At 36.2% G+C, this 13881-nt stretch carries 10 protein-coding genes; 7 read left to right on the top strand and 3 right to left on the bottom strand.

What is annotated here, in order from left to right; translation table 11 throughout:
• Entirely contained in the window at window positions 1-2271 is a 2271-nt protein-coding gene (locus QLS97_RS03520) for a cation:proton antiporter (protein ID WP_282714278.1), read from the bottom strand.
• 197 nt (window positions 2272-2468) lie between these two features.
• On the opposite strand from QLS97_RS03520, the gene QLS97_RS03515 reads away from it, so the two are divergent.
• Window positions 2469-4883 (top strand): efflux RND transporter permease subunit, encoded by a 2415-nt coding sequence (locus QLS97_RS03515; RefSeq protein WP_282714277.1) that lies wholly within the window; start codon window positions 2469-2471, stop codon window positions 4881-4883.
• Window positions 4884-5004: 121 nt separating this feature from the next.
• Here the strand turns inward: QLS97_RS03515 and QLS97_RS03510 are convergent, their stop codons facing one another.
• Window positions 5005-5460 carry a hypothetical protein gene (locus QLS97_RS03510; RefSeq protein WP_282714276.1) on the bottom strand — a complete coding sequence of 152 codons (456 nt, stop codon included), beginning with the start codon at window positions 5458-5460 and terminating at the stop codon, window positions 5005-5007.
• A gap of 324 nt (window positions 5461-5784) precedes the next feature.
• Between QLS97_RS03510 and asnS the strand changes: the two genes are divergently transcribed.
• On the top strand, window positions 5785-7221 hold the full coding sequence (asnS, locus tag QLS97_RS03505; RefSeq protein ID WP_282714275.1) for an asparagine--tRNA ligase: 1437 nt from the start codon (window positions 5785-5787) through the stop codon (window positions 7219-7221).
• 80 nt (window positions 7222-7301) lie between these two features.
• On the top strand, window positions 7302-8768 hold the full coding sequence (gene rpoN, locus QLS97_RS03500; RefSeq protein ID WP_282714274.1) for an RNA polymerase factor sigma-54: 1467 nt from the start codon (window positions 7302-7304) through the stop codon (window positions 8766-8768).
• Between the two features lie 183 nt (window positions 8769-8951).
• On the opposite strand, the gene QLS97_RS03495 is transcribed toward rpoN, so the two are convergent.
• On the bottom strand, window positions 8952-9545 hold the full coding sequence (locus tag QLS97_RS03495) for a thymidine kinase (RefSeq protein WP_131914846.1): 594 nt from the start codon (window positions 9543-9545) through the stop codon (window positions 8952-8954).
• 244 nt (window positions 9546-9789) lie between these two features.
• Here QLS97_RS03495 and QLS97_RS03490 point away from each other — a divergent pair, with 244 nt between their 5' ends.
• The 4 genes from QLS97_RS03490 (at window position 9790) to recJ (ending at window position 13874) form a co-directional block, all read left to right on the top strand.
• A complete protein-coding gene (locus tag QLS97_RS03490; RefSeq protein ID WP_282714273.1) occupies window positions 9790-10770 on the top strand; it encodes a hypothetical protein in 981 nt (326 codons plus the stop codon).
• A 77-nt stretch (window positions 10771-10847) separates the two neighbouring features.
• Window positions 10848-11561: a 16S rRNA (cytidine(1402)-2'-O)-methyltransferase gene (rsmI, locus tag QLS97_RS03485; protein ID WP_099714190.1), complete on the top strand. Its 714-nt coding sequence runs from the start codon at window positions 10848-10850 to the stop codon at window positions 11559-11561.
• A 14-nt stretch (window positions 11562-11575) separates the two neighbouring features.
• The gene (locus tag QLS97_RS03480) at window positions 11576-11920 is read left to right on the top strand and encodes a HopJ type III effector protein (RefSeq protein ID WP_282714272.1); all 345 of its coding nucleotides are present in this window, start codon (window positions 11576-11578) and stop codon (window positions 11918-11920) included.
• A gap of 262 nt (window positions 11921-12182) precedes the next feature.
• Complete coding sequence (gene recJ, locus QLS97_RS03475) at window positions 12183-13874, top strand: single-stranded-DNA-specific exonuclease RecJ (protein WP_282714271.1); 1692 nt, start codon at window positions 12183-12185, stop codon at window positions 13872-13874.
• Window positions 13875-13881: the final 7 nt, after the last annotated feature.

The raw sequence follows: 13881 nt of genomic DNA, 5'->3' as shown, positions 1-13881 counted from the left end.
TTAATGTTTTAAAATTAATACCGAAGGAACCCCGCTCAACCAGTCACTTCTGGAATCAACGAGTTCTTTCCAACTTTCAAGGCTAATCAACATTAAATCCTGTTGAGCCAAAAATTCTTTTTTGATTATTTTATCGGTTATCAAACCAATGTTGTTTGGATATTTTTGTTCCAAAGAATCAATAGCGCTCTTGATTACAAAATTAGTATTTACATGGCCATTGACATCCAAAATAACAATTTTAGAGTTGTTGTTGTAAATTAATTTTTGGATATAATCAATCACAAATGAATCTTCGGGGCTAAAAATTGGAATAAAAACATGGTTTACATGCTGTAAATCTTTATCAATCAAAATCCCTATTGGCATCTTGGTTTTAGAAATAATCTGTCTGGTTCTTTCATCAAAAGGCGAATTTTCAAACAAGCCTTCTTTTCCGGTAAACTTATCTATTAAACGATCCGGATTGATTATCCTTGTTGTAAAACCGATTACTTTTCCAAGAATGGTGCCTTCAAATATTGATTTTCCCAAACCTACCAACAACAAATCATAATCCCCTTGATTAGCAACATCTGCAATTTCGGTTTCAATATCCATAGTTGCTTTAAAAATAGTGGTAATGTCCTGATTTAACAGTTGAGATTCTTCAACAATAGGATAAAAACTATTTTTCTCTTTGTCTTCCATATTAAAAGTATGCATCTCGTCACTTAAGGACAAATGCATTACCGTAATACTGGCAGAATCTTTTTGCTTTTTTATTAAGCTATTCGCTAATCGCAACAAGGATTTTCCTTTTTCATTGTTCCCAAACGAAATTAAAATTCGGTATTTATTATGGTTTGTTTGTTCAACGATTTCAACACCATCTTTAGTTTTAAAAATATAATTGATTAAATCTAAAGCCGGCCCAGTCATAAAAGTAGTGACCAAGGCCATGATTACCATCATTGTAAACACTTCGGGAGTCAAAACTTTAAGCTCTAACCCGATGTTTAAAACGATCAATTCCATCAGTCCTCTGGTATTCATCAAGGCGCCAATTGTCAAACTGTCTCGCCACGTCTGCCCTACAAATTTGGCTGCCAAGGCGCTTCCTAAAAATTTTCCCACTACGGCTACCAAAATAATAAAACCGGTAACTTTCCATAAATAAGGATCATTAATCAGACCAATTTCGGTTTTCAAACCCGTAAATACAAAGAACAAAGGCAGTAAAAGAATCAATGCAACATCCTCTACTTTTTCTATGAATATGGTTCTGAATTTTGGAACATCCGGCATAATAGCACCAGCCATAAACGCTCCAAATAATGCATGAATACCAATCACTTCAGTCGCATATGACGAAAGAATCAGTACCAGAAAAAAGATAGCTACAACCGGTTTGATTATAGTGTCTTTTGAACCGTACAAATCCCCAATTCTTTTCAAAAATGGTTTTACAATAAAAATCATGGCAACAACATAAATCACTGCCAACATAATAATGTATAAAGAACTAACGAAAGTTCCCGCTTTTACAATTGCAATTACCACTGCTAGAATACACCAAGCGGTAATATCATCGGCGGCAGCACACGTAATGACAATAGCTCCTAATTTCGTTTTATGAATTCCTCGTTCCTGAACAATTCTTGCCAGAACCGGAAAAGCAGTAATACTCAAGGCAATTCCCATAAACAAACTGAAAGCAAGGAATTTCACACCTTCGGGAGCAAATCTATTGTAAACAAAATAAGCCAATCCAATCCCGAGTGCAAAAGGAATCACGATACTGGCGTGACTGATAACCACCGCTTCATTTGCTTTGTTTTTCAGCACTTTCAAATCGAGTTCCATTCCTATGACAAACATAAAAAGTATCAACCCTATCTGGCTCAAAAATTTTAAATTTCCTAAGGATTCAACCGGAAATAAAGCACTTGAAAATTCCGGAAAATACAATCCCAATAAGGATGGTCCAAGGACAATTCCCGCAATAATCTCTCCAATTACTGATGGCTGTCCAATTTTCTTGAAAACCCAACCAAAAACACGGGCAACAAGTATTATCGTAATAATTTGTGCCAAAAGGATGGCCAAAGGATCCTGAAAATTGTGTTGCATGGAAGCTAAAAAATCATTCCAAGAACCGTTTCCACTTTCAGGTGTTACGATAACTTCATTTGCTTCTAAGCTTTTTCCTTTACTTATAATCCAATACATCAATGCCGTGAAACCACCTGTTACACCTATATAAAACAATGTGTTTTTATAATTCTTCATATTCATTTTTATGTATTCACGCTCAACTCTAAAAAACAAAGATGAGAAATTCAAATGTATAATTTATATCCCACAAAATTATTTAATTGTAAAATAAAAAACTAGTATAATTAGCCCCATAAAACAACAAAAAGTTTTAGTTAAAACAAATGATATATAGCAGTTTTGACTACCTTTACCGCCGTTAAATATGACTTATGATGAAGTGGTTTAGTTTAGGATTTTGGGAATTAATAGCCCGAATTGTCCTTAGAAATAGAATTTTGATGTTATCCATTATTGTAGCGATAACAGCTCTTTTAGCAATGCAATGGAAAAATATCCACTTCACTTTTACCGAAGCCAATTTATTACCGGATGACAATATTGTAAATATTCAGTACAATGCATTTTTGAATAAATTTGGTGAAGAAGGAAATCTAGTCATCATAGGTGTAAAAGACAACGCTATATTTACCCCGAAAGCCTATGCTTCCTGGAGTAAACTGATGAACACGCTGAAAGAAGACAAAGCAGTAGACTTAGTAATTTCGTTAAATGACTTAAAGAAATTACAAAAAAATGATTCTTTGGCAACCTTTGAATTGGTTCCTTTTGTAGACCAAAGTAAAACTGTTGACCAAGCGTATCTTCAAAAAATAAGGAAAGAGCTATTCAATGATTTGCCTTTTTACGAAGGATTACTTTTCAATAAAAGATCGGGAAGCATTCGCTCTGCGGTTTACATGGATAAAAAAATTGTAAACACGGCCGCCCGAAAAGATTTTATTCTTGATAAATTAGTTCCCGCAGTTGAAACATTCGAAAAAGAAACCGGAATCGACCTGCGTGTTTCGGGAATGCCTTACATCCGAACGCTGAATGCAAAAACCATTACTGATGAGATAAGCATCTTCATCGGAGCCTCATTATTAGTCACCTCATTGCTTTTCTTTTTCTTTTTCAGAAGTTTTAGAGCAACATTAATATCAATGATAATTGTAATTATTGGCGTGATGTGGTCTTTTGGATTTCTAGGATTACTGAATTACGAAATCACGGTTTTAACGGCTTTAGTTCCTTCTTTAATTATCGTTATCGGGATTCCGAATTGTATTTTCCTGACCAACAAATACCATCAGGAATACAAAGTGCATCGAAATAAAGCCAAAGCATTACAGCGTGTCACGACCAAAGTGGGAATGGCAACGCTAATGACGAATCTTACCACAGCCATTGGTTTTGCTACGTTTGTCGCTTCAAACAATCAATTATTATTAGAATTTGGAGTGGTGACTTCTATCAATATCATGGCACTTTTCTTTTTGTGCATCATTGTCATCCCTATTTTTCACAGTTATATTCCACCACCAAAAGACCGTCACATTGAGCATTTAGACCGCAATTACGTCAAGGTTTTTATGGATTGGATTCTGAGAAACGTAAAATACAATCGATTTTCGATTTATGTCGTTGCCATTCTTCTTTTGGTTGTTAGTATCGTAGGTATTTATAAAATGCGTATTTCGGGCAGCTTGATCGAAGACATGCCTAAAAAAGAGGCCTTTTTTGAAGATATTGTTTTCTTCGAAAAAGAATTTGACGGCGTTATGCCGCTGGAAATCATGATTGACACCAAGCGTAAAAAAGGAGTCATGAAACTGTCTACGCTGAGGCGAATGGAAGAACTCGAGGAAACTATCGATGAAATCCCGGAATTGTCAAAACCCATTTCTATTGTCAATTTGGTTAAATATTCCAAGCAGGCTTATTACAACGGAAACCCCGATTATTACGAATTGCCAACATCACAGGAACAGTCGTTTATTTTGTCGTATGCTAAAAATGCCACAAAAAACTCGAAAGACAATCTAATGAAAAGCTATGTGGATTCCACAGGACAATTTGCCCGAATCACGACTTTTATGCGCGATGAAAACGGCGATAATATTGCCAAAATTGAAGCTGAAATTCGTAAAAAAGCCGATAAACTTTTCCCGCCAAGTCAGTACAACGTTAGCATTACCGGAAAAGCATTGGTTTTCCAAAAAGGAACCGGTTACCTGCTGGACAATTTGCTTTCGTCTTTGGTTTTTGCCTTTTTCCTGACCTCCCTTTTGGTGGCGTTTATGTTCCGTTCGTTCAAAATGGTACTGGTTTCCATTATCCCAAATCTATTACCGTTGCTGCTGACTGCAGGAATTATGGGCTATTTGGATATTCCGTTGAAACCATCGACGATCTTGGTTTTCGGAATCGCGTTTGGACTTTCGGTAGATGATACCATTCGGTTTTTAGCGCAATACCGCGAGGAATTAAAGAAAAATAACTGGAAAATCCGCAAGTCGGTTTACGCCACATTTACAGATGCCGGTTTGAGCATGTTTTATACTTCTATCGTGTTATTCTTCGGATTTTCGGTATTTATGTTGTCCAGTTTTGGAGGAACAATCGCTCTTGGCGGATTGATTTCGTTGACCTTATTGTTCGGAATGCTCTCGAATTTAATGTTATTGCCGGCTTTGGTATTGACGTTGAATAAAACATTGGCTAACGAACAGGAATTTATCGAACCAAAAATTGACATCATCGAACCAAGTGATGCCGAAATTGATGCTTTGAAGAAAGAGTAAATTGTCTAATTTAACTTGTCAGGGTTACATTTTTATTATACTAAAACTCAAAACCCCGTCTAGTAAGGCGGGATTTTTTTTATGTTTTAAAAACAAAATATTACAAATTTCTTCAAATGTTCTATCTGCTAAATCTTCTATTAATTACGATTACTACATCATTCAACCAATTACTTTTATTATTTTTTATTTCATCCTCTTCTATTAAAAATTCTGAAAGATTATTTTTTCTATATTGTAGAATAGAATTGAGTTCCAAAGAAGTAATATGAGGCGATATATATTTCAAAGAAACAATAAAAATATAAAAACCTAAAACACGAAAAAAAATTGACACTTTTGAAAAGATTCTAATTGTTTGATGTTTTTTGTTTTCTTTAATTGCTTTTCGGACAAAATAAAACAGTTGAATTACAAAAAACATTATAAGAACGCTAGACACAAATTTTGTATTATACCTTTCTTCAAAACTTAACGAAAAGAAAACTACAGCAAATAAAGCTACTACAATTGAAACTATTACATTAACTATAACAAAATAGCTCGCCCATTTTACATCTATTTCAAATTTTTCCAAAGTCAGTTTTATTTTAAATATTAGCAAATATAGCTAAAAACTCACATAATAATATTGGAGAATATCTTCAATATTATCTCTTTGATTTTTGTACCTAAAAAAACTTGCATGAATAATAAATTCGTTTAAAAAATATAATTCCACTATTCTCTAGCCCCGATAATAGCGGCATCCTTTTACTTTTTCCTTTAAAAAGTAAAAGATATAGCGAATAGCGGGAAATAGCTCCTGATTACCCTATTTCTCACAATGAAAATTAGAAACAAATGATTTATATTTGCAGTTCGATAAAAACACAATTTTTCAATATCAATTATATTTAAAATGAGACATACAAAAGTTAAAGACTTACTAAACAGCACAACAACGCTTCATGAAGTGAATGCAAAAGGATGGGTGAGAACTTTTAGAAACAATCAATTTATTGCCTTAAACGATGGTTCGACCATTGATAATATACAATGTGTTGTCGATTTTGAGAACACGCCAGACGAGACTTTGAAGAGAATTACTACTGGAGCAGCCATATCTGTGACAGGAACTTTGGTGGAAAGTAAAGGTGCCGGACAGAAATTTGAAATTCAGGTGGTAAAACTGGAAATCCTTGGAGATTCGGATGCGGAGAAATTCCCGATACAACCTAAAAACAAACCGAGCTTGGATTTCTTGCGTGAAAATGCGCATTTAAGAGTTCGTACCAATATGTTTGGAGCCATAATGAGAGTACGCTCCGTTTTATCGTATGCGGTTCATAGTTATTTTCAGGAGAAAGGTTTTGTGTATGTAAATACGCCAATCATCACGGGTTCGGATGCTGAAGGTGCCGGTGAAATGTTTAAAGTTACCGCTTTGCCATTTGACGGAACACCAAGAACCGAAGACGGAAAAGTAAATTACAAAGAAGATTTCTTCGGAAAAGAAACGAATCTTACGGTTTCGGGACAACTGGAAGGAGAGACTTTTGCGATGGCTTTGGGTCAGATTTATACTTTTGGGCCAACATTTAGAGCTGAAAACTCGAATACTTCTCGTCACCTTGCGGAATTTTGGATGATTGAGCCGGAAGTGGCTTTCAATGATTTGAATGACAATATGGATTTGGCCGAGGATTTTATTCAATACGTAATCAAATACACGATGGACAAATGTCCAGAGGATTTGAAATTCCTTGAAGGAAGATTATTGGATGAAGAGAAATCAAAACCAGTTGCGGAGAGAAGCGAAATGGCTTTGCTTGACAAATTAAACTTTGTTTTGGAAAACAATTTCAAACGTGTTTCATACACCGAAGCAATTGATATTTTAAGAGATTGTACGCCAAATAAAAAGAAAAAATTCAACTATATCATTAACGAATGGGGTGCTGATTTACAATCGGAACACGAGCGTTATTTAGTGGAAAAACACTTTAAATGTCCGGTAATCTTGTTTGATTACCCAGCAAATATCAAAGCATTTTACATGCGTTTGAACGAAGACGGAAAAACAGTTCGCGCGATGGATATCCTTTTCCCTGGAATTGGAGAAATCGTGGGAGGTTCTCAAAGAGAAGAGCGTTTTGATGTTTTGGTTGAAAAAATGAAAGCCCTAGGAATTGATGAAGAAGAATTGTGGTGGTATCTTGATACCCGAAGATTCGGTTCAGCGGTTCACTCTGGTTTCGGACTTGGATTCGAAAGATTGGTATTGTTTGTAACAGGAATGACAAACATTCGTGACGTAATTCCTTTTCCAAGAACGCCAATGAATGCGGAATTCTAAAAAGGTTTATTCGGTTAATCGTTTATTTGTTTAACCGATCATCCCGAATAAACGATTAAACAAATAAACGATTAAACTTAATGCTAAAGCAATTTCTAAATTTAAAATTATCCCAGAAATTATCTCCTCAACAAATTCAGTTGATGAAGTTAATTCAATTGCCTACGCAAGCTTTCGAACAACGTTTATTAGAAGAAATGAACGAAAATCCAGCTTTGGAAGCCGGAAAAGAAGAAGATGAATATGAAAAGGATGAGTTCGAAAACGAAGATTATGACGATTATGACGATGCCGAATCGGAGCGCATTGACGCCGAAGACATCAACATTGATGAATATTTAAGCAACGACGAAACGCCGGATTATAAAACACAGGCCAACAATTACAGCGATGATGACGATGATCGCGAAACGCCTTTTGCTGCGCCAGTGAGTTTTCATCAGGATTTAATCAATCAGTTGAATACTTTTATTCTGAATGATGAAGAGCGCGATATTGCCGAATTTCTGGTTGGAAGTATTGATGACATGGGTTATATCCGTCGCAGTGTTCCTGATATGGTAGATGACATGGCGTTTACGCAAGGTATTTACACCGATGAGAAAATGGTAGAAAAAATGTTGCAGGTGATTCATGAACTGGAACCATCCGGTGTAGGAGCACGTGATTTACAAGAATGTTTGTTGCTGCAATTGAAACACAAAACACCAACGGAATCCGTGGAATTAGCCACTGATATTATCGAAAATCAGTTTGATGCGTTTACCAAAAAACATTACGATAAGCTGTTACAAAAATACAATGTTTCGAATGAGCAACTTAAAAAAGCCATTCATGAAATAGAAAAACTGAATCCAAAACCAGGCGGATCTTTTACCGGAAACAACAAGGTAACGGAAAATGTAGTTCCTGATTTTGCTATCAGAATTGTGGACAGCGAACTGGAACTGACCTTAAACGGACGAAATGCTCCTTCGCTGCACGTTTCCAAGGATTATCAGGAAATGATGCAAACGTATAAGGATTCCAGAGATAAATCAGCGCAGCAAAAAGATGCGGTGCAGTTTATAAAACAGAAATTGGATTCGGCTAAATGGTTTATCGATGCGATACGCCAACGTCAGGAAACGCTTTTTGTAACCATGAATGCGATTATGCATTATCAGGAGGAATATTTCCTGGATGGCGATGAAACCAAGTTGAAACCGATGATCCTGAAAGACATTGCCGATATGGTGGGTCTTGATATTTCGACGATTTCACGTGTTGCGAACAGCAAATATGTAGAAACGCCTTATGGCACGAAACTGATTAAAGAATTCTTCTCGGAAGCGATGAAAAACGACCAAGGTGAAGACGTTTCTACATTGGAAATCAAAAAAATCCTTCAGAATACAATCGAGGAGGAAGACAAGAAAAAACCACTTCCAGATGATCAATTAGCCGAAATTCTAAAAGAAAAAGGCTATCCAATCGCCAGAAGAACGATTGCAAAATACAGAGAACAACTCGATATTCCGGTAGCGAGAATGAGGAAGAAAATGTAAGATTGTTGATTTTAGATTGCTGATTAACGATTTGAAATTTAGTGTTGCTAAAAAACAATGTTTCTATAAAAAGACAAACCCTTTCGGAGTTCTAAACTCTGAAAGGGTTTTATATTTTCAATACTTTTATATTTCAATCTAGTTTGAGCTCCCTTTCCTTTGGAGAGGGTTGGGAGAGGATTTCTATTTTTTCTCCTGATCTTTACGCATCGCATGATAATACGCAGCACGGCTTAAAGGTTCGTATTCTTCGGTTTCGCCCAGCATAACAAGTTTGTCATTATCGGTTTTACGGAAACTGTAATTGGCAAGATTTCCGGTGCGGGTACATACGGCGTGTACTTTGGTAACATATTCGGCAGTTGCCATTAATGCGGGCATCGGACCAAAAGGATTCCCTTTGAAATCCATATCCAATCCGGCAACAATTACTCGGATTCCCTGATTTGCCAAATCATTACAAATTTTGACAATTTCGTCATCAAAAAATTGCGCTTCGTCAATGCCCACCACATCACAACCTTGCGCCAAAATAGCAATATTTGCTGCAGCAGGAACGGGCGTGGAACGGATTTCATTTGCATCATGTGACACCACCATATCGTCATGATAGCGCGTATCAATTTCAGGTTTGAAAATTTCTACTTTTTGCTTGGCAAACTGCGCTCTTTTCAAACGACGGATCAATTCCTCGGTTTTACCCGAAAACATGGAGCCACAAATGACTTCGATCCAACCAAATTGTTCTTTATGATTTACTGTATTTTCGAGAAACATTTTGTATTTTTCTGACTTAAAAAATGAATAGTTTTTATTACTTTGTAATGGATAAAACCGACTTAAAAATTTTATACTTTTACGTCGTTTCAAAAGTATAACATTTTTATTAAATCGGAGATTCGCGAGCTCTTATTTAAAAATAAAATAACGCGAGCTAAAGTTTCTTCTTCCTTATACTAAATAAAAACCAGGAAGATTTTTATTAAAAAGACCCGCCTAACACACTATAATTTCAAAAGTTATGAAAAAAAAATTGGAAGCCGATTTAATCAGCATTGCACACAGAGTATTACAACTAAAGAATAAATCTGACATCAATCAATTATATCTGGAAACGCAGAAATTATATGAAAAACTTTCTGTCTTACGATTTGTAGACGAGTACTTTAGTGAGGCAAAACCAACTATTGGCGCTGCTGAAGTGGAACAAAAAATTGAATCTATTTTTGATAAAACAGAATCGGTTCAACCGGAAGCTAAAGCAATAATCGAAAAAACTGTCGTTGAAGAAATCGCTGAAACGCCTTTGGAACAAGCAACAACAACTGCTGATGAATCTGAATCTGAAACAAATATTGTGGAAGAAGAAACTATTGAAGTTCCTTTGGAAAAAACAATTTCTAATGAAGAAGTAACTCTGGAAGAAGAAAAAGAAGAACCTATTATTGAGGAAGAAATAGTTGTAGCGGAAAAAGAAACTTCAGAACCTGAAACTGCAGCATTCACACCAGCTTTTGAATTGTCTCAAGAAGAGGAAGTACAAACGGAACTGGAGGTGCCAAAGAAAATGGAACCGGTACAAATTTCTTTCGAAGATTTATTGGGCGGAAATTACCATGACACACAGTTTGTAAAAGTGCAACAAATTGAAAATATCCCTACTGCAGTTGTAATCGAAACTCCAAAAGAAATTGTTCCAGAGGAAGAAAAAGTAATACCTGCCAAAGAAGAAGCTGTTGAACCAAAAACAGTTTCGCTGAACGAAAAATTAGCCAAAGGAATCAATATCGATTTGAATGATCGGATTGCTTTTATAAAACACCTTTTTGGAAATAGCAGCGAAGACTACAACCGCGTTTTAAATCAATTAATCACATTTGATACATTCTACGAAACCAGAGATTTCATTCAGGAAATGGTAAAACCGGACTACAACAACTGGGAAGGAAAACAGGATTATGAGGAACGCTTTATGGATATTATAGAGAAAAAATTCTTGTAAATTTCCTTGAATTTTTCTGAATATACATTTGAACAAATACAGATTTTCTATAAAATTTGTATTTAATTATTTTATCTATGTCAAAATTATACATCGTTCCTACGCCTATTGGCAATCTCGAAGACATGACTTTTCGAGCGATTCGGATTCTTAAGGAAGTCGATTTGATTCTCGCCGAAGACACGCGTACGAGCGGAAAATTGTTGAAGCATTTCGAAATTGGCACACACATGTACAGCCATCACATGCACAACGAACACAAAACCATCGAAAATTTAATTTCGAGATTGAAAGCCGGAGAAAATATCGCTTTGATATCAGATGCAGGAACGCCTGCCATTTCGGATCCCGGTTTTTTATTGACCCGCGCTTGCGTTGAAAACGGAATTGACGTAGAATGTTTGCCTGGAGCAACCGCATTTGTTCCGGCATTAGTCAACAGCGGCTTACCCAATGACAAATTTGTTTTTGAAGGATTTTTGCCTGACAAAAAAGGACGTCAAACCCGATATTTAGCATTAGCGGAAGAAACAAGAACGATGATTTTATATGTTTCTCCCCATAAATTAGTGAAGACTTTAGCAGAATTCATCACCTATTTTGGCGAAGACCGCCAAATATCGGTTTCTAGGGAATTATCCAAACTGCACGAAGAAAATGTTCGCGGAACAGTTAAAGAAGTGGTCGCTCATTTTGATAAAATAGCGCCAAGAGGAGAAATTGTAGTCGTGGTCAGCGGAAAAACAATCACCAAAGAACCTAAAAAAAGTAAATTTTCGGAAGAAGAATAACCTATAAAAATACCATGAATTTAGAAACCTTTTTAGAAAAATTAAAGCAGGCACCAGAATCCATCGCTTTTGCAGAAACCATTGCAACAATTGAAGAAAACTACGACTTTACTCCAACGGCATTTGAGAACGGTTTGCAACACAATGCAGCTGGAGAAAATTCAGGCTCATGTAAATTATTTGCTTTCGCCGAAATTCAAAACCTATCAGAAGCAGAAACATTAGCTTGTTTTGGAGCATATTATTACGAAGATGTTTTAAAAAATCCAAACGGAACTGATCATCAAAACATTCGCAATTTCATGAAAACCGGTTGGGATGGAATTGCATTTTACGGAAGTGCTTTAGTATTGAAATAAAATAGTTAAAACGCTGTCAGGTCGAGTGTAATGTCATTAAGTTAGGGGCTCGTCAGTTCGAGTTGAGTAGAAATTTGCGATAGAAAATTTCTACGAAGTATCGAGAACCCTTTGAGAATAAAGGCTTCTCGATACAATTTTAAACATTAAAGCTGTCGCATTAATGTTCCAAATTACTCGAAGTGACGGTCAAAACTCCTTAAACTTAATGACATTGCGCTTGACTTCATAAAAATCCTAAATCTTATAATCCCAAGTAAATATGCGTTGGACACTTAAATCAAAACCTTCCGAAGATACCGTTCAACATTTGGCGAAAGCTTTGAATGTGGAAGATTTTGTGGCCACTTTATTAGTACAACGCGGCATCGAAACTTTTGAAGATGCCAAACGGTTTTTTCGTCCGAGTTTAGATGATTTGCATGATCCATATTTGATGAAAGATATGGAAAAAGCAGTCGCTCGAATTGAAAAAGCGATTGAAAATGAGGAAAATATTCTTATTTTTGGCGATTATGATGTCGATGGGACCACCGCAGTTTCACTCGTTTCTTCCTATTTAAAAACGTATTATCCAAACGTGGCGACCTATATTCCGGATCGTTATGACGAAGGTTACGGAATTTCATTTAAAGGAATTGACTTTGCTGATGACAATGGATTTTCACTCATCGTTGCTTTAGATTGCGGTATAAAGTCTATCGATCATGTGGCTTACGCCAAAGAGCGAAACATCGATTTTATCATTTGTGATCACCACAGACCGGGAGATTTTTTACCTGAAGCCGTTGCCGTTCTCGACCCAAAACGAGACGATTGTAATTATCCTTATGATGAATTGTGCGGTTGCGGAATAGGTTTCAAATTGATTCAGGCATTGGGAAAAAACAGAAACCAGACAATCGATGATTTGATTCCGTATCTGGATTTAGTTTCGGCTGCGATTGCTGCTGATATCGTCCCGATGACCGGAGAGAATCGGGTTTTGGCTTATTTTGGATTGCAAGTCATCAATTCTGACCCAAGACCAGGAATCAAAGCCATCATTCACCAAATAAAAAAACAAACCTTAGATATTACCGATGTTGTTTTCATCATCGCACCCAGAATAAACGCTGCCGGACGCATCAAACACGGGAACCATGCCGTGGAATTATTAACCGAATTTGATTTTGAGCAAGCCCAACAATTTGCTTTCGAAATTGAAGCCTATAATTCAGAGCGAAAAGAATTAGACAAATTAATCACCAAAGAAGCGTTACAACAAATTGAGGAAAATAATGAAAAAGAACGTTTTACCTCTGTAGTTTTTCAAGAAGATTGGCACAAAGGTGTAATTGGAATTGTCGCTTCTCGATTGATAGAAACCTATTACCGTCCGACACTTGTTTTTACCAAAAGTGGCGATAAATATGCAGCTTCGGCACGTTCCGTAAAAGGATTTGACGTATATAATGCACTCGAAGCGTGTACCGAACATTTGGAACAATTTGGTGGTCACATGTATGCTGCAGGAATGACTTTAAAGGAAGAAAACTACCAAATCTTCAAAGATGCTTTCGAAAAAGAAGTCGAAAGAACCATTCATCCGGATATGTTGACGCCCGAAATTGCGGTTGATGCCGAAATTGATTTTGCGGATATCACTCCAAAATTAATTAGAATCCTGAAACAATTTGAACCGTACGGACCACAAAATATGACTCCAATTTTCCTGACCAAAAACATCAAAGATACCGGTTACGGAAAACCGCTTGGACAAGAAGACGAACATTTAAAACTTTTTGTCAAACAAAACAACTCCGAAGGCATCGTTGCAATTGGTTTTAATTTGGGAAGCAAAATCGAACTGACTACCTATCAAAAACCTTTTCAAGCGGTGTATTGCATCGATGAGAACGAATGGAAAGGCAAATTAAGTTTGCAATTGCGATTGCGAGATATTAAAGAATGATTCTTTT

Origin of the sequence: Flavobacterium yafengii (assembly GCF_030010375.1) — a bacterium.
GTDB lineage: Bacteria > Bacteroidota > Bacteroidia > Flavobacteriales > Flavobacteriaceae > Flavobacterium > Flavobacterium yafengii.
This window is presented reverse-complemented; position numbering and strand designations above follow the sequence as displayed.

Bases quoted from the DNA above. Each gene is read 5' to 3' on its own strand.
- QLS97_RS03520 (WP_282714278.1), bottom strand. From the start codon at position 2,271: ATGAAGAATTATAAAAACACATTGTTTTATATAGGTGTAACAGGTGGT.
- QLS97_RS03515 (WP_282714277.1), top strand. From the start codon at position 2,469: ATGATGAAGTGGTTTAGTTTAGGATTTTGGGAATTAATAGCCCGAATT.
- asnS (WP_282714275.1), top strand. From the start codon at position 5,785: ATGAGACATACAAAAGTTAAAGACTTACTAAACAGCACAACAACGCTT.
- rpoN (WP_282714274.1), top strand. From the start codon at position 7,302: ATGCTAAAGCAATTTCTAAATTTAAAATTATCCCAGAAATTATCTCCT.
- QLS97_RS03495 (WP_131914846.1), bottom strand. From the start codon at position 9,545: ATGTTTCTCGAAAATACAGTAAATCATAAAGAACAATTTGGTTGGATC.
- QLS97_RS03490 (WP_282714273.1), top strand. From the start codon at position 9,790: ATGAAAAAAAAATTGGAAGCCGATTTAATCAGCATTGCACACAGAGTA.
- rsmI (WP_099714190.1), top strand. From the start codon at position 10,848: ATGTCAAAATTATACATCGTTCCTACGCCTATTGGCAATCTCGAAGAC.
- QLS97_RS03480 (WP_282714272.1), top strand. From the start codon at position 11,576: ATGAATTTAGAAACCTTTTTAGAAAAATTAAAGCAGGCACCAGAATCC.
- recJ (WP_282714271.1), top strand. From the start codon at position 12,183: ATGCGTTGGACACTTAAATCAAAACCTTCCGAAGATACCGTTCAACAT.